The sequence below is a fragment of the Hoeflea sp. IMCC20628 genome, from assembly GCF_001011155.1.
Taxonomy (GTDB): Bacteria; Pseudomonadota; Alphaproteobacteria; order Rhizobiales; family Rhizobiaceae; genus Hoeflea.
Map to the genome: position 1 here is coordinate 2,205,163 of NZ_CP011479.1, position 19,821 is coordinate 2,224,983.

Below are 19,821 nucleotides of genomic sequence, written 5' to 3' on the forward strand. Positions count from 1 at the left end.
ATGGAACATGCTAGCTGAGTTCTGGTTTTGTTTCACGCTCGACCAGCGAGCCGGCCACCGGGGTAAATCGACAATGTTGACGCGCAAACAGCACGAGCTTCTTCTCTTCATTCACGAACGGATGAAAGAAAGCGGCATCCCGCCTTCGTTCGACGAAATGAAGGATGCACTCAACCTGGCGTCCAAATCCGGCATTCACCGGCTGATCACGGCGCTGGAAGAACGCGGCTTCATCCGCCGGCTGCCAAACCGGGCGCGCGCGCTTGAGGTGATCAAACTGCCCGACAGCTACCAGGCCAATCTGCAGCCCCGGCGCGGCTTCTCGCCCAGCGTCATCGAGGGCAGCCTTGGCAAGACGCCGGAGCCAACCCGCCGCGCCACGGCCGCCAATGACGAGGCCTCGCAGGTGGCCGAAGTGCCGATGATGGGCCGGATTGCTGCCGGTGTTCCGATTTCGGCGATCCAGAACATCACCCACACCATCACCGTGCCGGTGGAGATGATCGGACCCGGTGATCACTACGCGCTCGAGGTCAAAGGCGATTCGATGATCGAGGCCGGGATTTTCGACGGCGACACCGTGGTGATCCGCAACGTGTCGACCGCAAGCCCCGGTGACATTGTCGTGGCCCTGGTCGATGACGAGGAAGCCACGCTGAAGCGGTTCCGCCGCAAGGGCGCCTCGATTGCGCTTGAAGCGGCCAACCCGGCCTATGAGACCCGCATTTTCGGTCCCGACCGGATCAAGGTGCAGGGCAAGCTTGTCGGCCTGATCCGGCGCTATCACTGACCCGATCTGCAAGCATGTGGCTGACCGGGCGATCCGGTCGGCCTGACGCCTTCAAGTTGTTGTGACGTCGCAACGGACACGGGTGAAGCGCAACTGGCCGATGCTATTGCATGTCGGCATCGCAAGACCGCTGCGCGCTCTCGCGCGACCCGCGGTGACTCCCCTTCAATCAGGCAGATCATAGCTTCGGGTTCGCCAGTCGTAATAGCGCTGGATCGTCCAGGGGCGGACGATACCTTGCAGCGCCGTCCTGATCCTGAATTCCGGCCTTTTCATTGTTTTCCCGACCCTGCCTCCACCCGACAGATCTTCTGACTGATCCTCTGCCGCGGCTGATGGCCTGGCCAGAATGGTGAGCGTCATAGCCCCGCTGCGGCGCAGGCTGCGCGAGGTGACGAGCACCGCGCCCGAGCGGCAGGTCCGCATATGGACAGGTATTGCCACCACCACGACGTCCGCCCGGTCGCAAGCTGCGCCGATCAGTGCCGCCTGATTGATGGCGATCAGCCTTGCCTGGTGATGCATGGCGGCGCAGATACCACGCCCGGCGCAATGGAACCGAGACGGGGCGCCTACGGCTGCGGCCAGCAAGCCATCGAGCAGTTTGACCTTTTCAACATCGTCAGCTGCGGCTTGAGGATAGTTCGCCGGCGGCAAATGCGGCGGCGACCGCAAGGCAGCCTGCCATTGCTCAAACACGAAAGCCGAAGGGCGCGCGGCATTGCTGGCCAAGGTCTCCGGCCCGACCAGCGCGACCAGCTTCCCATCCTCGCTGATCAGGATATCGGGACCCGGCCGTGCGAGCGGCGGCAGCGCCAAGGCGATACCCAGAGCGATCAAGACCGCACCCGACAGATGCAGCCAGCTTCTGAGAAACACAAGAAAGACAAGCCCGGCACCGGCAGTGGCGGTGGCGGCGAGCGGGATCTGGCCGACGGTGATATTGCCGCCAAGACTGTCGACATAATTGGCCATCGCGATGACACCTTCGATGCCACGTCCCATGAGTTGCAGCGGCATGGCATCAAGGCCGAACGGCATCAGCAACATCGCGGCCAGCCCCGCAGGCATCACCACCAAGGTCACCAGCGGCATTGCCAGCAGATTGGCCAGAAGCCCATGGCCGGCTACCCGGTGAAAATGGTGCGCGGAAAACAGCCCGGTGGCCACTCCCGCGACCAGCGAGGTGATGGCCAGGCCCAGCATGAGTCTGGCCAGAGCAACGAACCAGCGAACAGGCATCGACCCGCCAAGCAAGCCGGGCGCAGAGACCGGCCGGTCGCGGGCGCGGCCTGCAAAGACGGCATAGGCCGCTATCAGCGCGGCGGTGGCTGCAAATGACATCTGAAATCCTGGACCGACCACTGCGGACGGCGTCAGCACGATGATGACAATTGCCGAAAGGGCGACATTGCGCATGGTCAGCGCGCTGCGATCAGCCAGCACGGCAATCAGCATGACGGCCAGCATCACCCAGGCGCGCTGTGTCGCGACGCTGCCGCCGGAAATCAGCAGATAGGCCGTGGCCGTCAGCAGCGCGCCGATGGCTGCGATCTTCTTGACCGGGAACGCTTCAACCAGCGTTGGAAACAGCGCCAGGCCTTTTCTCAGTCCGATGTAGAGCGTGCCGGCGGCGAGCGCCATGTGCAGGCCGGAGATCGCCAGAATATGGGCCAGACCCGTGGCCCTGAGCGCATCCTGTGTCGCCTTGGAAATGCCGCGCCGGTCCGAGACAGCAAGGGCTGCCGCGACCCCGCCCGGATCGCCCGGCAGCACGGTGCGAATCCGCATCGAAATCTGTTCGCGTACCGTTCTCAACCGAAGCTTGAGGAGGTGCACCAGACCGGTTTGCCGCAGCGTCGGTGCGGCGGTCTCTGGTGTGCTGTAAAAAAAACCATGCGCCCCGATCCCGTCGACAAAGGCCTTGAATGCAAAATCATAACCGCCCGGCATCACCGGACCGGAGGGCGAGGACAGGCGCGCCCGGCCGGAAATCAAGGCTCCGACCGGCACCGGCTGGTGCGGTGCGCGCGCGACAACCCGGACCCGCGCCGGCGGACGGCGGATTTCCGGATCCGCTGTCGAAACCAGATCGATCAAATACCAGACCCTGCCCTGACCATCGAATTCACGTGCGTCAACCCGTCCGTCAATCCGGGTTGTCACATCCGAATCGAGCAGAACAGCGCCGCGCTGCTGCTCGATGCCCGCAGCAAGGGCACCGGCTAACAATGCCGCCAAAAATGTTGCGCAACGGGCTGCAGCAATGTGGTTTTGCCGCGACAGCGCTGCCAACAACAGCGCAATCAGCATCCCTGCCCCCACAATGAACAGGTCGGGATCAGTGGGGCTCATATAGAATAACCCGGCACCACCGCCCATGGCCACCGGCAGGAACAGAAACGCCAGTCCGCAATCGCGCTCACGGCTGGCAGCCTGCGAAAGTGCACCCCGGAGCCGCTGCGGGGCCGCCCTGACCGCCGAGCGTCCCAACGGGGTCAGGCGATGCGGCTCTGGCAGGGATACAAGCGCAGGGGCGGCATCGGCACGCATCTGCGCGGGGCGGAGCGGCCTGTCAGCCCCATCCATGTGGTGGTTCAGCCCCATGCGTGTTGCCTGCTTCATGCACGCCTCGCTTGAAGCATTCAAGACTACACCCGGCGCCTGAGTAAATGCCACCCTAAATGGCAGCAACGGCTGCGCACGCCTTGCGCCCGGCGCCGCCGGCCTGTTGGATTTCACAAGATTTTTCGCGCATTTCCAATATCTTATCGCAGCGCGCTAAAAGTCGATCCCAAGCATCATATTTCAATTTTGCGATGTGGAAATTAGCCTTCCGCATAGCTTGGCAGGGTGAGGGAAATCATATAGCTAACCCATGACGGTCATCCAAGGTCGCGGCTATGCGCTGCGGACCTGCATTTGTGGAAGGACATGCCATGGCAGACAGACAAGCAAAACTCAGTGTGGACGGCAAAGAGGTCGACCTAACGGTCAAGACCGGGACCATCGGTCCTGATGTCATCGATATCGGCACGCTTTACAAGAATACCGGAGCGTTCACCTATGATCCGGGCTTCACCTCCACGGCTTCGTGTGAGTCCAAGATCACCTATATCGATGGTGATGAAGGGGTGTTGTTGCATCGCGGCTACCCGATCGAACAACTGGCTGAGCACGGAGATTTTCTCGAGGTCTGCTATCTGCTGCTTTATGGCGAACTGCCGACGGCGACGCAGAAGACTGATTTCGACTACCGGGTGACGCGCCACACCATGGTGCATGAGCAGATGAGCCGGTTCTTCACCGGATTCCGCCGCGACGCCCACCCGATGGCCGTCATGTGCGGCTGCGTTGGCGCGCTGTCAGCGTTCTATCACGATTCAACCGACATCACCGATCCGCATCAGCGCATGGTCGCTTCGATGCGCATGATCGCCAAGATGCCGACGATCGCGGCGATGGCCTACAAGTACCATATCGGCCAGCCGTTCGTGTACCCGACCAACAATCTCGATTATGCCTCGAACTTCCTGCGCATGTGCTTTGCAGTGCCGTGTGAAGATTACGAGGTCAATCCGGTGTTGGCCCGCGCCATGGACCGCATCTTCATCCTGCATGCCGATCACGAACAGAACGCCTCGACCTCGACCGTGCGTCTTGCCGGATCGTCCGGCGCAAATCCGTTTGCCTGCATTGCAGCCGGCATTGCCTGCCTCTGGGGTCCTGCGCATGGCGGCGCCAACGAAGCCGCGCTCAACATGCTCGCGGAAATCGGCAGCGTCGACAAAATCCCTGAATTCGTCGCCCGGGCCAAGGACAAGAACGATCCTTTCCGGCTGATGGGCTTTGGTCACCGGGTCTACAAGAACTACGACCCGCGCGCCAAGATCATGCAGAAGACCTGCCATGAAGTGCTCAGCGAGCTCGGCATCAAGGACGATCCGCTGCTCGAAGTGGCGATGGAACTCGAGCGGATTGCGCTGACCGATCCCTACTTCATCGAGAAGAAGCTCTATCCGAACATCGACTTCTATTCGGGCATCACGCTGAAGGCACTGGGGTTCCCGACCACCATGTTCACCGTGCTGTTCGCTCTCGCCCGCACCGTCGGCTGGATTGCCCAGTGGAGCGAAATGATCGAAGATCCGGGCCAGCGCATCGGCCGTCCCCGCCAGCTCTATATCGGCGAACCGTCGCGCGATTATATACCGGTGTCCAAACGCTGAAGCGATTTGGCTTCAACTTCGAAAAAGGCGCCTTCGGGCGCCTTTTTTCATGCCCGAGCCTCAGTCCGCTGATCAGCGGCCGATGACTGAAAGCAATGTTTTGGCAGCGAGTTCCGAGGCGGGTTGGCCGGTTCGCATGCGTGACCAGATCAGGTCAAAATCCTCAAGCGCGGCGGCGCGATAGAGTGTGTCCCCGGCCAGTTGATCGGCCATGATCGCCAGACGTGCGGCGCGCACCTGATTGTCGTAAAACTCGGAAATGACGACGTGCCCGGCAATCAGGTTGGGAAGCGCACCGGTCCATGTGGTGATCTTGTTGAACAGCATACGGGCGATCGGATCGAGTTTGTAGCAGGACATGTGCGGGACACCGGTCAAGGCCAGTTCCAGCAGAACCGTGCCGGAGGCCGCAATCGCAACATCAGCCCGGCCAAAGGCCTGCCACTTGGCTGTGTCGCCGGTGACTATCTTGCAAGCGACATCCCAATCCAGAACCTCGTCGCGGATCTGGCGTTCGACGTGGGCGCCGGCGGGAAGCACGAAGGTCATCTCCGGATTGATCTCGGCAAGCAGTCTTGCCGCCTCGCCAAACGCCGGTGCAAGCCGCTTGACCTCGCTGCGGCGCGAACCCGGCAGGATCAGGCACATCGGCGGCTCATCTTGCGCTCTGCTCTGCCGCCGGGCCACCTGAGCCTCATGCGCGGCAACCAGGCCCGGATCATCCATCAAGCGGTGCCCGACATAGGTCAGCGGTGGCCCGCCAAGCTGCGCGACAATTTCCGGCTCGAACGGGAAGATCGACAGCACGTGATCCACATAGGCGGTCATTGCTGCCGCCCGCTCCGGCTTCCAGGCCCAGACGGTGGGACAAACGTAATTGATGATCTTGAGGTCCGGCAAAGCCTGGCGAACTTTTCGAGCAACGCGATGCGAAAAATCCGGACTGTCGATGATCACCAGGCAGTCGGGCCTCGATGCGATGATCGCGTCGGCTGTCTGGCGGATCCGCCGGATCAGTTTCGGCAATCTTGCGATGACCGCGGTAAATCCCATGATCGACAATTCGCTGTAATCAAACAGCGATGTCAGGCCCTGGGCTATCAGTCGCGGACCGCCAACGCCAACCAACTCCGGCTGCTGACCTGTTTCGGCGGCTATGGCACGGATCAGATCCGCGCCGAGAATATCGCCGGATGGTTCGCCGGCAACAACAGCCAGTTTCAGCGTTGCCATCAGCCTTGTCCTTCCGCACCCGGTATTATGCCGATTACGAACAGGCCCAACCTGTCCGCCTCGGCAACCACAGTCTCGCGCTCGAGTACCAGCGCCCGTCCCGCTTCGACCGCGATCCCGGCGAGTCCGGCTGCATGGGCGTTGGTCACCGTGTCTGGACCGATGGACGGCAGATCGGCACGCTCATCCTGGCCTGGCTTGCACAGTTTGACCAGAACCCCACCACGTCCGGCTGAGAGCCGCTTGTCGACGCGCAGACCTGCCACGCGCTCCAGCATGGCATCAGTCCCCTCAAGCCCTTCCAGGGCAACCACACGGCCGCGCACGGACACCGCCCCCTGCCCGACATCCAGCCGGCCAAGCGCCAGCGCCGCCTCGGACGCGGCGGCGATATCCTTCAGATCGTTCTTGTCCGGACGCACCAGTCCAAGCGGGCCGACCTGCCCCAGCAATCCTGGCGCCACCTGTTGCGCGCCCAAAACCTTGACGCCTTCATTTTCCAGAACCTTGATGGCAAAGCGCAGCAGCTTGTCGTCGCCTCCTGAAGCAAGCAGCCGCAACGAGGCCGGAGACGCCAGCAGAGATCGCCAGGTCGGGCGGACGTCCGACATTTTGGGCCGACGGCCGATGCCGCCCGCAAGCACGATGGAGCCTATCGCCTCGCGGCGCACCAGTTTTGAAAAAGCCGAAAGATCGGCGATGCTGATCTGAAAATGGTCAAAGCCGGACCAATCCTGGTCAGACTCACCCTTGATCCCGAAAATATAGGGGTCATGACCCAACTGCCGTGCTGCCTTGGCGATCAGGACAGGAAACTGGCCCTTTCCCGCAAGGATTGCCAGCCGGCCTGAGATTTCAAGCGCACCCGTTGCAGCGGTCACCGGCGTCAGCCTCGCTTACCCCGCGCCGGAGATGACAGCGCACGTTCGCTTTCGGCGTCGATAAAGCCGATGATATCCATTACGGCTGCATTGTTGTCTGGCTGTTCGCGTACCCGGGCAATGTTTTCCCGGATCGGTGTTGCCGGATCAAAAATCATCTTGAAGGTCCGGCGAACCGCGTGAATGGCCGGTCGGTCAAAGCCGGAGCGCTGCATGCCGATGATGTTGAGGCCCATCAGCACACCCGGATTGCCGTTGAGCATGCCATAGGGAATGACATCGTTGCTGACCGCTGCCAGACCGCCGATAAAGGCATGGTGGCCGATACGGGTGAACTGGTGCACGGCTGCACCGCCGCCCATGATGACGCGGTCACCGATGGTGACGTGGCCGGCCAGCAAGACATTGTTGGACAGGATGACATTATCGCCGACGTGGCAATCATGCGCCACGTGCGAATAGGCCAGAAACATCGAGTTGTCGCCGACCGTGGTCTGGCCGCCAAAATCCGGCATGCCGGGGTGCATGGTGACACCCTCACGGATCGTGCAGGACCGGCCGATGATCAATTCTGTGTCTTCACCCTTGTAGTGGATGTTCTGCGGCGCGCAGCCGAGCACAGCATTGGGGAAGACAACGGTGCCATCGCCGATGGTGGTGTTGCCGTCGATGACGACATGGCTCATCAGCCGGACATTGTCGCCGAGTTTGACTTTGGAACCAATATGACAAAACGGGCCGATTTCGACATTCGATCCGATTTCGGCACCCGCTTCAACAATGGAAGACGGGTGGATGCGGGCCGGATGCAGACCGGCTTGCGCTGTGATTGTCATTCGGTCTCGCTTTCTGCCGGAGCAAGCATCGCTCCGATGTCAGCTTCGGCGACTTTGACGCCCTCGACCATTGCCTCGCAATGGAAGCGCCAGATGTTGCCGCGCTGCTTGGTTTTGGTCACATGATATTCAAGCCGGTCGCCAGGAATGACCGGCTTGCGAAATTTGGCGTTGTCGATGGTCATGAAGTAGACAATCTTGTCGTTGCCGCCCACCGCCTTGGCGCAAATCGCCCCTGCGGTCTGGGCCATGCCTTCGATGATCAAAACGCCGGGCATGATCGGATTGCCGGGAAAATGCCCGGTGAAATGCGGTTCGCTGGCCGTCACATTCTTGATACCGATGGCCGAATTGTCGGCATCGATGTCGATGATCCGGTCGACCAGCAAAAACGGATAGCGATGCGGCAGCAGGCGCATGATTTCACGAATACCGGCGGATTCGAGTGTCGTCGTCTCAGCTTGTGTCATTTGCCATCTCCGCGCTTGTCTGTGTCTGTCTTGCCGGGCCTGCCAAACGCGCGCTCGTTGGCAGCCGCCGCATCACGCAGAAACCCCATCAGCGGCCGGGCAGGAACGCCGCCCCAGCGAACGCCGGCAGGCACGTCGCCTGCCACGCCACTGAAGGCCGCAATCTGTGCGCCATCGCCGATGCTGATATGCCCGTTGATGGCCGATGCCCCGCCGATCATCACGCCATTGCCGATGGTGGCGCTTCCGGCGATCCCGACCTGGGATACAATGACACAATGCTGTCCTATGCGGACATTGTGCCCAATTTGAACCAGATTGTCGATTTTTGTGCCTTCGCCAATGACCGTGTCGTCGAGCGCGCCGCGATCCACCGACGTGTTGGCACCGATCTCGACGTGGTCCTGAATGATCACCCTGCCGATTTGCGGGATCTTGACCAGGCCGCGAGGTCCGGGGACATAGCCGAAGCCATCCTGACCAATGCGGGCGCCGGGATGTATGATGACATTGTTGCCGATCAAGGCGTGCTGCACAGTTGCAGCGTGCCCAATATGGCAATTGCGGCCAATGCGCGTATCCGGACCGATGGCCGCACCTGCTGAAATGACCGTGCCTGCGCCGACTTCTGCCCGGGCGCCAATGACGGCACCGGCTTCAACAATGGAACCCTGTTCCAATTTTGCCGAAGGGTCGACTTTGGCAAATTCGGAAATTCCGACGACAGTGGTCAGTTGCACCGGCCGCACGGCGGCGGGCGTCAATGCGGCGCCAGCCAGCGCAAAGGCAAGTTGCGGCTTGGCTGTGACCAATGCTGCGACGCCGTCGGGGACATAGCTGACCAGCTTGCTGGTGACGAACACGGCCGCAGCCACGGACTTCTTCAAATCCGGCAAGGCTACCCGAGACCCGGCAAAAGCCACTTCGGCACCGCTTGCGCGCGACAGAGGCGCTACGCCGACGACCTGCCGATCGCCGAACGCCGGATTCGCCAATTCAGCTCCGCAAAGACCGGAGAGGTCTGAAAGCGAAATGCCTTCATGCGGAGGGAAAAAACGAACTGTGTCCATAAGGAAACCAAAGCGAGGGACCGGGTGGCCAAGCCGCCACCCGTGTCAAATCAGAAGCGCGTTGAGGCGCCAAAGCCGAATTTCTTGACCTCGTCAAAGTTCTGCTTGACGACCGGTTCGGCGTAATAGACCCGCAACGGACCGAACGGCGAAGCCCAGGTGATACCGGCACCGACCGAAGCGCGCCAGTCCATGCTGTTTCCGAACAATTTCTGGGTATTGCCACCAACCGTGAAATCGCCAGCTGCAATGTCATTGCCATACAACGTCGCAGCATCGGCAAAGACATTGAAGCGAAGGCCAAGATCGCGCGAAACCAACGGCATTGGGGCCGAAACTTCGACGGTTCCGTTGAAATAGGTCGTACCACCGGCCGAGCCGACATAGGTATTGCTAACGGTATCAAACACGCGCGGGCCGACGCCACGGGTGTCGAACCCACGGATGGTTTCCTGCCCGATAAACATATGGTCGAACACGTTCAGGCTGTTACCAGTCGATACCACGTGCCCGGCACCAGCGGTCACCTGGCCGATCAGATCGGCAGATTCGGACAGCATGTGGAAGTAGCTCGCCTTGGCCGTGGTCTTGAGATAATCGGCATCCCCACCCAAACCAGCATATTCCTGCGTCAGACGTGCCGAGATGCCTTCGCGTGGCAACGTCCGGTCATCCAGCGTGCTGTAAGCCAGAGTGTAGGACAGCGCAGCAACGTCATAGCCGCCATTGGCGATGTTGCGGGTAATCACGCTCGCCTCCGGATTGGAAGCAATGGTCGAAATGCCGCTGTATGAAGTCTGCGTAAACTTGAAGCCGGTCTGGAAATACAGGTTTTCAGTGATCGGCGCACCGATGCGCAGATTGATACCCTGTGTCTCCTCTTCAAAGCCGCTGTAGCTTGAATCGATTTTCTTGAAAACATCGAAGCCGGCAGCCAGGCGATAGCCAAGGAAATAAGGCTCGGTGAAGGACAGGCTGTATTCACGCGTGTCGGTGCCGCCGCCTACGGAAGCGCGGATGTACTGGCCACGACCGAGGAAGTTGCGCTCGGTGATGTCGACAGTTGCGGTAAATCCATCGGTATTGGAATAACCACCACCAACGCCAAATTCGCCGGTTGCCTGATCCTTCACATCGACAATCAGAACCACGCGGTCAGGCTGCGAGCCCGGCTGGGTGGAGATATCGACAGAGGAAAAGAACTTGAGGTCTTCAAGACGCTTCTTGGCGCGACGCACCAGAACCTGGTTAAAGGCATCGCCTTCAGACAGATCAAATTCACGACGGATGACATAGTCGCGTGTGCGGGTGTTGCCGCGAATTTCAATCCGCTCGACATAAGCGCGTGTGCCTTCGTCAACCAGATAGACCACCGAGATGGTGCGATTGTTGAAATCGCGATCGCCGCGTGGCGTGATCTGCGCAAAGGGATAGCCCTGGGTGGCGACGCGATCGGAAATCGCCATGATCGTGTCTTCGACATCCTTGGCGCTGTAGACCGAACCGCTGCGGGTTTCGATCAGGCCTTTCAGGGAGTCGGAATCAATGCCCGGCACGGTGCTTTCGATGCTGACATCGCCAAACACGTAGCGCTCGCCTTCTTCAACCGTGATGGTGACAACATATTCATTGTTGGCTTCATCAAGCTCGGCAAAGGAAGAGATGACGCGGAAATCAGCGTAACCGCGATTGTAATAGAACCGGCGCATCAACTCTTCGTCGGCGCGCAGCTTGTCTTCGTCGTAAACGTCCTTGCGGGACAGGAATGACAGCATGCCCGAGCGCTTGGTGGTGATGACGTCAGCCAGACGGCCATCGCCGAAAGCCTGGTTTCCGACAAAATTGATCGAAGAAATCTTGGTGCGATCACCTTCGTTGATTTCAAACGCGATATTGACGCGGCCGCCATCAACAGGGACCAGACGCGTGGTCACCACGGCGTCGCTGCGACCGATGGCCGAATAGGCATCCTTGATCGCCTGAACGTCAGCCTGCAGCAGAAGATCGTTGTAAGCACCAAGCTGGCGGCTTTGCACGACCTGCGAGAGCGCAACGTCCTTGAGCTTCTTGTTGCCGTTGAACACCACCTGATTGATGATCTGGTTCTCGGAGACAGTCACGATCAGGGTCGAGCCGGACACGCTGATCTGAACATCGGAAAACAAGCCCGTGGCGAACAACCGCTTCACCGATTCGTCGATGTCATTGTTGTTGAAGCTGGAACCTGGAGAGATCGTCAGATTGCCGCGGACGGTCGATGCGTCAACACGGGAATTCCCCCGAACATCAATGCGGCTGATGACAGACGCCTCTGCAATTGTAACTCCGGCAAGCGTCGCAACGCCTGCACCTGTCACGACGATCCCCGCGGTCAGCGCTACCGCCGACACTGCGTTCAAAAGGTTTGAACCGGCCTTCATTGATCTTATTACCTTTTTTTACTCGAATACCCCAAACGGAGGCACGCATCGTGAGTCATGACTTGCGCCCGTTTTACCCGCTTTTATTATACAAGCAAGGGACGGAGTTAAATTCTGTTTACTTCCTTCTCAACCGTGGCGCTTTCGCCACGTTTGATCGAATACAGGGTTAACAGTCAGTTAGCACGGCTACCCCAGTGATTTCAACCGATCAACATGGTGACATCGTTCCATGTTGCAAAAAGCATGAGCGCCAACACCAGCGTCAAGCCGACCCGGTAGGCCCATTCCTGCGCCACTTCGCCCGGCGGGCGGCCACGCACGGCCTCGATGGCGTAAAACATCAGGTGTCCGCCATCCAGCATCGGAATCGGCATCAGATTGAGCAAACCGATGGAGACGGAAAGCACCGCAGCCAGCTGGATCAGCGCAGCCAAACCAAGCGTCGACATGTCCTTGGAATATTTTGCGACCCGAATCGGTCCACCCAGCTGATCGGCCTTTTCACGACCGGTGATGATATTGCCGATGTAATCCACGGTGCGGGTGACGATGTACCAGCTCTGGGCAGCCCCCTCGCCGACCGCTTCGAGCGGACCATATTCGCGGAGCCTGAAATTGCCGGCATCATTGTTGGTCACCACACCGATTCGGCCGACTTCCATCTTGTTGCCGAAAGGGTCGGAGATTTCGGTTCGGGCCGGCGTCAGTGTCAGGTCGATCAGCGCGCCCTGACGGTCCATGGTGACCGTGATCGGAACTTCGGGACGGACGCTGACATAGCGCTGCACGTCGTCGAAAATCTCGATCTGCACGCCGTCAATGGCAACAAAGCGGTCGCCCGGCAATATGCCGGCAGCTTCGGCAGCGCTTGCGGGCTGGACCTGGGCAACGATGGGATCGGCGATCATGCGGCCATTGGTGCAGAACATCACGGCGAAGATGGCAATGGCCAGAATGAAATTGGCGATCGGACCGGCTGCGACCGTGGCGGCGCGGCGCCACAACGAGGCTCCGGGGAATGATCCGGGAACCGCGGCTTCGCCCTGGGTCTGCGCATCAGCGCCCGATGGCATGCTGGCGGCATTTTCGTCGCCGAGGAACTTGACGTATCCGCCCAACGGGATCAGCGAAAGCTTCCAGCGTGTGCCGTGACGGTCGTTGCGGCCAAATAGTTCCGGTCCGAAGCCGATGGAAAAGACCTGGGCCTTGATGCCGCACCAGCGGCCGACCAGATAGTGGCCCAGCTCATGGAAGAAGACGACAATGGTCAGCACCAGCAAAAACGGCGGCAAGGCGCTCAGCACGTTTCCAACCGAGGTTGTCAAATATTCCATGAAGTGAAGTCCTTTCATGACGCAAGCACACTCGCGTCAGCTTCGTTCGAAGCGGTTTTGGCCGCTGGTCCGCGTTGCTATAACCCGAGCAACCTTGCCGCAAGCTCGTCCGCCACGCCGGCATGATCGGAAAGCGGCAGCAGATTTCCCAACAAGAAGGCCGCAAATGCGGCAAAGACAAGACCATCGACCCGATCCATGACACCGCCATGACCGGGAATGAGCTGGCTGGAATCTTTTGCGCCAAAACGGCGTTTGACCCAGGATTCAAACAGGTCTCCGGCCTCAGATGCGACCGACAGAACCAGAGCCACCACTGGAATCATCCAGCCGCCGCCATGACGGATGGCCAGTGCGACGCCAACCCCTGCGCCAACGCCCGCGGCAGCCCCGAAAATGGCGCCCGACCAGGTTTTTCCGGGCGATATGCGCGGCGCCAGCTTGGGACCACCCAGGGCCCGGCCGCAAAAATAGGCCAGAATGTCGGTGGCCCAGACAATGGCAAGGACAAACAGCATGGCAAACAGGCCAAACAGCCCCTCGCCGCGAATCTCCGCCAGCGCCAGACCGGAAAACCCTGCATAAAGCACCGCGACCGCCGACCAGGGGCCTGCGCCACGCTTGATTCCGGCAAACGCCGCGCCGCCTGCGCCGATAAAGATCGCGGCCAGCGCCATCACCGGCAAGGAGGTGAGCACAAACACGGCGGTGGCCAGAATGGCAAGCCAACCAATTGCATTGGCCAGCGGGGCCTTGACCGGCGCGTTGGCCATCGTGGAAAATTCATAATGCATGAGCACCATGATCAGGACAGCGAGGAATGTGAACCAGATGCCGCCGATCCAGGTCGCGGCCAGCACCAGCACACCAAGCACAACGCCTGACATGATCCGAAGCCGCAGTTCGCGCGACATCAGGATCCGACCGCCATGTTTGGCGTCGGCACCGCGCCGAAACGACGGTCCCGGCGATTGAATTCGGCGAGCGCATCGTGAAATGCGTTGCGGTCAAAATCCGGCCACAGACAGGGCATGAAGACAAACTCCGAATAGGCCGCCTGCCACAGCAGGAAATTGGAAAGCCGCTGTTCGCCACTGGTGCGGATCACCAGATCCGGATCAGGAACTCCAGCGGTATCGACGAAGGCCGACAGGGTCATCTCGTCAATGGTCGCGTCATCCAGTTGACCGGCCTTTACCGCTGCCACAATCTGGCGGGTGGCACGCACCAATTCGTCACGGGCACCGTAATTGAAGGCGATCACCAGTGTTACGCCTGTGTTGTCGCGGGTCCGATCCTCTGCTTCGTTGAGCAATGCGCGGATATCAGGCTCTATAGTCTGGCGACAGCCGATGACGCGCACAATGACGTTTTCACGGTGCAGCTCGGCTAGATCCCTGCGAATGAAGAACCGCAGGATGCCCATGAGGTCAGAGACCTCTTCCTTCGGCCGGTTCCAGTTCTCGGAGGAAAAGGCAAACAGGGTCAGATACTGGACTCCGGCCTCGGCGGCGGTGCGCACCGCCTCGCGAACGCGCTCGACGCCGGCGCGATGGCCGGCTGTGCGCGGCAGGCCGCGCGCATTGGCCCAACGGCCGTTGCCGTCCATGATGATGGCGACATGCCGAGGCGTGTTGATGGGGACTGCGGATTGCATTGCTTTGGCCATTTCCCGACTAGTAGCGTGAGTCGTGCCTAAACCTGCATGATTTCCTTTTCCTTTTCGACCAGCAAGTGGTCAATTTCGCCGATCTTCTCGTCGGTCATCTTCTGGACCTGGTCGGACTCGCGGCGGCTGTCGTCCTGGCTGATGTCGCCGTCCTTTTCCGCCTTCTTGAGCGCGTCCATGCCGTCGCGGCGAACATTGCGAACAGCGATGCGGGCATTTTCCGCATAGGTATGGGACACCTTGACCAGTTGCTTGCGGCGCTCTTCGTTGAGTTCGGGCAAGGGAATGCGAAGGTTTTGTCCGTCGACAATCGGGTTGAGCCCCAGATTGGCTTCGCGGATACCGCGGTCGACTGCGCCGACCATCTGCTTGTCCCAGACCGAGACGCCGAGCATACGCGGTTCCGGCACGGTGACGTTGGCCACCTGATTGAGCGGTACACGTGAACCATAGGCTTCAACCATCACCGGATCGAGCACGTTGGGCGACGCACGGCCGGTCCGCAAGGAGGCCAGATCACTCTTGAAAGCGGTAATGGCGCCTTCCATGCGACGTTTCAGTTCTTTCAAGTCAGCACCTTCACTCATCCCAAGTCCTCCTTGCAGGAACCCCTGCTTCTCTAATGCAGCGCGGTCGCCCGCGTTCTAATGATCGCGAACGATGGTCGCGCGGCCTTCTCCAACCATAATCTTGGCAAATTCGCCTTTTTCGTGGATGGAGAAGACAATGATCGGAATAGAATTTTCACGCGCCAAGGCTACGGCGGCGACGTCCATGACGGCAAGCCCCTTGTTGAGCACTTCGTCATGGGTGATTGTGTCATAGCGGGTGGCTTCGGGGAACTTCTTCGGGTCGGCGGAATAGATGCCATCGACCTGAGTTCCCTTGAGTATGGCTTCGGCGCCCATTTCGGCTGCCCGCAAGGCCGCAGCGGAATCTGTGGTGAAAAACGGATTTCCGGTGCCGCCGGCAAAAATCACCACCCTGCCCCGCTTGAGATGGTTGAGGGCCGCGCGTTGCGAGAAATTCTGGCAGATATCAGGCATCGACACCGCTGAGACCACTTCGGTGTCAACGCCGAGCTTGCGCAGTGACGTGGCCAGCGCGAGCGCATTGATCACGGTTGCCAGCATGCCCATGTGGTCGCCGGTCACCCGGTCACCACCCTTTGACGCGACGGCGACGCCGCGGAAAATATTGCCGCCACCAACCACGACACCAACTTCGACGCCCATGGCGTGAACCTCGGAGATATCGGCGGCAATGCGGTCGACCACTGCAACATCAATGCCGAAACCCTGGCTACCCATCAGGGCTTCGCCCGAGGCTTTGAGGAGAACGCGCTTAAAGAGGGGCTTTGATGTCATGGAATGGTCCGGATCTGATGTGTCAGGTCCGGATACACGAAGGGCACCGCGTTGTCACGCGATGCCCTTGTGCTTTTTCAACAATGCGGCGTCTGGCGCCCAGTGTCAGCCCTTTACAGCGGCAGCCACCTCGGCGGCGAAGTCGCTGGTTTCCTTCTCGATGCCTTCACCGAGCTGGAAGCGGACGAATCCGGCGATTTCAACAGGGGCACCAGCTTCGGCAGCGGCAGCCTTGACTGCCTCACCGACGGTCAGGTCGGGGTTCATCACGAAAGACTGCGAGAGAAGGGCTACTTCCTCGAAGAACTTCCGCATACGGCCTTCGACCATCTTCTCGATGATGGCTTCCGGCTTGCCCGATTCGCGCGCCTGCTCGATGAACACATTGCGTTCACGGTCGGCGATGGCGGCATCGACGTCATCGGAGGTCAATGCCAGCGGGTTGGTGGCGGCGATGTGCATGGCGACCTGACGGCCAATGGCGTTCAAAGCCTCGGCGTTGCCGGTCGACTTGACGGCGACGATGACACCGAGCTTGCCAAGACCGTCGGCAACCGCGTTGTGCACATAGGTGGCAACCACACCGTCATCGACAGACAGCTTGGCCGAACGGCGGAAGCTCATGTTCTCGCCGATATGACCGATGGCGTCCTTGACGGTGTCGGTGACCGACTTGCCGGTGGACGGTACGGTTGCAGCGGCAACAGCAGCGTCGGACCCATCGGTGGTCAAAGCAACAGTCGCGATCGAGCGGGCCAGATCCTGGAAGCCGTCATTGCGGGCGACAAAATCGGTCTCGGAGTTAACTTCGACGACGACAGCTGACTTGCCTTCAGACGCAACCGCGATCAGGCCTTCAGCGGCAGTGCGGCCCGACTTCTTGTCGGCCTTGGCAATGCCCTTGGCACGGAGCCAGTCGACTGCGGCTTCCATGTCGCCAGCGTTTTCGGCCAGCGCCTTCTTGCAGTCCATCATGCCGGCGCCGGTCTTGTCGCGCAGCTCTTTCACCATTGCAGCGGTAATGCTCATAACAGCCTCTTCATTCTTTGGGCGTCCGGTCCGGCCTTTGACGGCACTTCAGACCCGGAATCGCCTGGCGGCATATCAACCATGCCATTGAAATGTGACAGCCCGGCAAAGCACGATGGCTTGGCCGGGCCGGTTTTGTCCGAAACCCGGAATTAAGCCTTGGCGGCTTCTTCTGCAGGTGCAGCTTCCGCAGGCGCAGCTTCAACGGCTGCGGCAGGTGCGGCTTCAGCAGGTGCAGCTTCGGCTGCTGTCGGAGCTGCAGCTTCAGGGGCTGCGGCGAGCGCTGGCTCGACCGGTGCTTCCATGGCGCCGAGATCGACACCGGATGAACCCTGCTGACGGGCGATGCCGTCGATGCAGGCGCGGCTGATCAGGTCGCAATAAAGCGAAATGGCGCGGCTGGCGTCATCATTGCCCGGGATCGGGTAATCGACAACATCGGGATCGCAGTTCGAATCGATGATCGCAACGACCGGAATGCCAAGACGCTTGGCTTCCTGGATGGCAATGCCTTCCTTGTTGGTGTCGATGACGAACATCAGGTCGGGGGTGCCGCCCATGTCACGGATACCGCCAAGTGCGCGGTTGAGTTTTTCACGTTCGCGCTCGAGGTTGAGGCGTTCCTTCTTGGTGAAGCCGGTGGCTTCGGAAGCAAGGATCTCGTCGAGCTTGCGCAGACGCTGGATCGAATGTGAAATGGTCTTCCAGTTGGTCAGCATGCCGCCGAGCCAACGGGCGTTGACGTAATACTGAGCCGAACGGGATGCTGCATCGGCAACAATCTCGGAAGCCTGACGCTTGGTGCCGACGAACAGCACGCGGCCGCCCTTGGACACGGTGTCGGACACAAGCTTGAGAGCCTGGTTCATCATCGGCACGGTCTGGCCGAGATCGAGAATGTGAAGATTGCTGCGCGCACCAAAGATGTACGGCTTCATTTTCGGGTTCCAGCGGTGAGTCTGGTGTCCGAAGTGTACGCCTGCTTCAAGCAGCTGGCGCATGGTAAATTCCGGCAATGCCATGCCTATTACTCCTATTTCCGGTTGAACCTCCGCAGGGCGTGAGCGCTAAGCGCCACCGGCGGACCAATCCGGATTTCTCCCGGATCAACCCATGCCCCACGTGTGGAATAGGGTTCGCTTACAGGCAACCAGGCGGTATTGCAAGCGACAAGAGCTGGAAAGGCCGGAAACAGCCGCTTCCATTTGGTTCCCGGCTCCCAGCGCGCAGCCCGTCGGAAGCGCCGCGTGCCGTCCGGTAGGTGATCCTGTCGTTCATGCAGCCTTGGCACCCCCGGAATTCAGTTGTGTGGCGGGTAATATCCACCGTTGTTGATGCACCATGTCATGCCCGGCGCGGGTGAGGCCAAATCAGGCACGTTAAAGCTGCCTTCACCGTTGCTCCGACTGTCGCCGCCATATGCGTTAGACAAAAGCGTCCAAAGCTTTTCATTTTCCATCGCAATGAAGGCGCGGCCATCCGCAGGGACAGCCAACGACGTCAAACAGCCATCCCCCGAACCCAATTGCATTTGGGCGAGGTAATAATGTGAATCGTCACCGGCATACCCGTTCTCCAATGCCTTGCACCACGTGATGCTGTCTTGATATGGGAGCGTCGCGGCGGTTTGGATTTCCCAGCCCTCCATGCAATAGCCAGTAACGAACGCCACGATTTCACCAGGCATTCTATCATCGGATCGGTTGCTGCCTGACCCTCTTGGAGGAATAATACCAGATTCGACAACGCACCATCGCATCGAGCCACTGTCACGAAGATCGGGCAGGACAAACGGGTTGCCGTCATTGAACATGTTGAGCGCTCCGTTATTTCCGAGTGATCGACCATTAGCTTCAATCGTGCCCCGCGGGCAAAAACGGTTCGCCATCAATACAATCTCGCCCAAATATTCTTCTGCCTGTGCTTCGGATGGAGCAAAGCCGGCAAGGCCGGACCCGTTTGCCAGTGCCGCAATCACCAGAATTCCCAGCCCGCGCGCCAGTTCTCCTAACCGTCCCAAATCAAAAATATACATCGAAAAAGCCTTTTCGCTTTGCAGCAGAAGTCTCCACGCAAGCTGATTTTGACACGGGAAACACGCAAGGACGCTAACAGACAGCTGATCAGCGACCTAACGCTAAGATTTGCCAATTCCGGCACCGACCATAGCGTGTCAGCGACAGGAATCTGTCCGGCTGCCCGGCAAATCAGGTACGCGCGCCGTGGGAACCGCACGAAAAGAGGTAACGGCACGCGATAGGTCGGCTGCCGAATGTCTCTGCCGCAATTGCTTGCGGCTTTGGCCAACCACATTGCGCATACAGCGTTTTTCCAGGATGGTGCTAATGTCCTAATCCAATTGTTCTTATTGGCTTCAGCGGAGGAACCGGCGATCGACAGGCACCACCCGACTGCCGCGAAACCCAGCATGCATCAAGCCGAAACGTATGTTCTCATACCGATTAACGCTACCATCCATTTTCACTGACC

General features: G+C 59.8%; 17 protein-coding genes. 2 read left to right on the forward strand and 15 right to left on the reverse strand.

The features are described 5' to 3' along the window. The first annotated feature begins 73 nt into the window (after positions 1-73). A complete protein-coding gene (gene lexA / locus IMCC20628_RS10420) occupies positions 74-790 on the forward strand; it encodes a transcriptional repressor LexA (RefSeq protein WP_047032458.1) in 717 nt (238 codons plus the stop codon). A 165-nt stretch (positions 791-955) separates the two neighbouring features. On the opposite strand, the gene IMCC20628_RS10425 is transcribed toward lexA, so the two are convergent. Further along, positions 956-3,415, reverse strand: a complete 2,460-nt coding sequence (locus IMCC20628_RS10425; RefSeq protein ID WP_047030159.1) for a ComEC/Rec2 family competence protein — start codon at positions 3,413-3,415, stop codon at positions 956-958. Positions 3,416-3,729: 314 nt separating this feature from the next. On the opposite strand from IMCC20628_RS10425, the gene gltA reads away from it, so the two are divergent. Next, entirely contained in the window at positions 3,730-5,019 is a 1,290-nt protein-coding gene (gltA, locus tag IMCC20628_RS10430; RefSeq protein WP_047030160.1) for a citrate synthase, read from the forward strand. 72 nt (positions 5,020-5,091) lie between these two features. Here gltA and lpxB read toward each other — a convergent pair whose 3' ends face one another. The 14 genes from lpxB to IMCC20628_RS10500 form a co-directional block, all read right to left on the reverse strand. Continuing rightward, complete coding sequence (gene lpxB / locus IMCC20628_RS10435) at positions 5,092-6,252, reverse strand: lipid-A-disaccharide synthase (protein ID WP_047030161.1); 1,161 nt, start codon at positions 6,250-6,252, stop codon at positions 5,092-5,094. After that, positions 6,252-7,133: a UDP-2,3-diacylglucosamine diphosphatase LpxI gene (gene lpxI, locus IMCC20628_RS10440; protein WP_047030162.1), complete on the reverse strand. Its 882-nt coding sequence runs from the start codon at positions 7,131-7,133 to the stop codon at positions 6,252-6,254. The genes lpxB and lpxI overlap by 1 nt, the downstream gene beginning before the upstream one ends. Positions 7,134-7,138: 5 nt before the next feature. Further along, on the reverse strand, positions 7,139-7,969 hold the full coding sequence (lpxA, locus tag IMCC20628_RS10445) for an acyl-ACP--UDP-N-acetylglucosamine O-acyltransferase (RefSeq protein WP_047030163.1): 831 nt from the start codon (positions 7,967-7,969) through the stop codon (positions 7,139-7,141). Further along, positions 7,966-8,439, reverse strand: coding sequence for a 3-hydroxyacyl-ACP dehydratase FabZ (gene fabZ, locus IMCC20628_RS10450; RefSeq protein ID WP_047030164.1), 474 nt, complete (start codon positions 8,437-8,439; stop codon positions 7,966-7,968). Before fabZ ends, lpxA begins: the two co-directional genes overlap by 4 nt. Beyond that, the gene (gene lpxD, locus IMCC20628_RS10455) at positions 8,436-9,509 is read right to left on the reverse strand and encodes a UDP-3-O-(3-hydroxymyristoyl)glucosamine N-acyltransferase (RefSeq protein ID WP_047030165.1); all 1,074 of its coding nucleotides are present in this window, start codon (positions 9,507-9,509) and stop codon (positions 8,436-8,438) included. The genes fabZ and lpxD overlap by 4 nt, the downstream gene beginning before the upstream one ends. A gap of 50 nt (positions 9,510-9,559) precedes the next feature. Continuing rightward, a complete protein-coding gene (gene bamA, locus IMCC20628_RS10460) occupies positions 9,560-11,929 on the reverse strand; it encodes an outer membrane protein assembly factor BamA (RefSeq protein ID WP_047030166.1) in 2,370 nt (789 codons plus the stop codon). A gap of 203 nt (positions 11,930-12,132) precedes the next feature. Beyond that, positions 12,133-13,266: an RIP metalloprotease RseP gene (gene rseP, locus IMCC20628_RS10465; protein WP_047030167.1), complete on the reverse strand. Its 1,134-nt coding sequence runs from the start codon at positions 13,264-13,266 to the stop codon at positions 12,133-12,135. A 77-nt stretch (positions 13,267-13,343) separates the two neighbouring features. Next, complete coding sequence (locus IMCC20628_RS10470) at positions 13,344-14,180, reverse strand: phosphatidate cytidylyltransferase (protein WP_047030168.1); 837 nt, start codon at positions 14,178-14,180, stop codon at positions 13,344-13,346. Further along, complete coding sequence (locus IMCC20628_RS10475) at positions 14,180-14,935, reverse strand: isoprenyl transferase (RefSeq protein ID WP_280949433.1); 756 nt, start codon at positions 14,933-14,935, stop codon at positions 14,180-14,182. Before IMCC20628_RS10475 ends, IMCC20628_RS10470 begins: the two co-directional genes overlap by 1 nt. A 26-nt stretch (positions 14,936-14,961) precedes the next feature. Beyond that, a complete protein-coding gene (gene frr / locus IMCC20628_RS10480; RefSeq protein WP_047030170.1) occupies positions 14,962-15,522 on the reverse strand; it encodes a ribosome recycling factor in 561 nt (186 codons plus the stop codon). Positions 15,523-15,579: 57 nt separating this feature from the next. Further along, positions 15,580-16,302, reverse strand: coding sequence for a UMP kinase (pyrH, locus tag IMCC20628_RS10485; protein WP_047030171.1), 723 nt, complete (start codon positions 16,300-16,302; stop codon positions 15,580-15,582). Positions 16,303-16,407: 105 nt separating this feature from the next. After that, positions 16,408-17,331, reverse strand: a complete 924-nt coding sequence (gene tsf, locus IMCC20628_RS10490; RefSeq protein WP_047030172.1) for a translation elongation factor Ts — start codon at positions 17,329-17,331, stop codon at positions 16,408-16,410. Between the two features lie 152 nt (positions 17,332-17,483). Then, positions 17,484-18,353: a 30S ribosomal protein S2 gene (gene rpsB, locus IMCC20628_RS10495; RefSeq protein ID WP_047030173.1), complete on the reverse strand. Its 870-nt coding sequence runs from the start codon at positions 18,351-18,353 to the stop codon at positions 17,484-17,486. Between the two features lie 278 nt (positions 18,354-18,631). Further along, positions 18,632-19,366, reverse strand: a complete 735-nt coding sequence (locus IMCC20628_RS10500; RefSeq protein ID WP_047030174.1) for a tail fiber protein — start codon at positions 19,364-19,366, stop codon at positions 18,632-18,634. Positions 19,367-19,821 lie beyond the last annotated feature (455 nt).

Coding starts and splice junctions, on each gene's coding strand:
- lexA (WP_047032458.1), top strand. CDS start 74: ATGTTGACGCGCAAACAGCACGAGCTTCTTCTCTTCATTCACGAACGG.
- IMCC20628_RS10425 (WP_047030159.1), bottom strand. CDS start 3,415: ATGAAGCAGGCAACACGCATGGGGCTGAACCACCACATGGATGGGGCT.
- gltA (WP_047030160.1), top strand. CDS start 3,730: ATGGCAGACAGACAAGCAAAACTCAGTGTGGACGGCAAAGAGGTCGAC.
- lpxB (WP_047030161.1), bottom strand. CDS start 6,252: ATGGCAACGCTGAAACTGGCTGTTGTTGCCGGCGAACCATCCGGCGAT.
- lpxA (WP_047030163.1), bottom strand. CDS start 7,969: ATGACAATCACAGCGCAAGCCGGTCTGCATCCGGCCCGCATCCACCCG.
- fabZ (WP_047030164.1), bottom strand. CDS start 8,439: ATGACACAAGCTGAGACGACGACACTCGAATCCGCCGGTATTCGTGAA.
- lpxD (WP_047030165.1), bottom strand. CDS start 9,509: ATGGACACAGTTCGTTTTTTCCCTCCGCATGAAGGCATTTCGCTTTCA.
- bamA (WP_047030166.1), bottom strand. CDS start 11,929: ATGAAGGCCGGTTCAAACCTTTTGAACGCAGTGTCGGCGGTAGCGCTG.
- rseP (WP_047030167.1), bottom strand. CDS start 13,266: ATGGAATATTTGACAACCTCGGTTGGAAACGTGCTGAGCGCCTTGCCG.
- IMCC20628_RS10470 (WP_047030168.1), bottom strand. CDS start 14,180: ATGTCGCGCGAACTGCGGCTTCGGATCATGTCAGGCGTTGTGCTTGGT.
- IMCC20628_RS10475 (WP_280949433.1), bottom strand. CDS start 14,935: ATGGCCAAAGCAATGCAATCCGCAGTCCCCATCAACACGCCTCGGCAT.
- frr (WP_047030170.1), bottom strand. CDS start 15,522: ATGAGTGAAGGTGCTGACTTGAAAGAACTGAAACGTCGCATGGAAGGC.
- pyrH (WP_047030171.1), bottom strand. CDS start 16,302: ATGACATCAAAGCCCCTCTTTAAGCGCGTTCTCCTCAAAGCCTCGGGC.
- tsf (WP_047030172.1), bottom strand. CDS start 17,331: ATGAGCATTACCGCTGCAATGGTGAAAGAGCTGCGCGACAAGACCGGC.
- rpsB (WP_047030173.1), bottom strand. CDS start 18,353: ATGGCATTGCCGGAATTTACCATGCGCCAGCTGCTTGAAGCAGGCGTA.
- IMCC20628_RS10500 (WP_047030174.1), bottom strand. CDS start 19,366: ATGTATATTTTTGATTTGGGACGGTTAGGAGAACTGGCGCGCGGGCTG.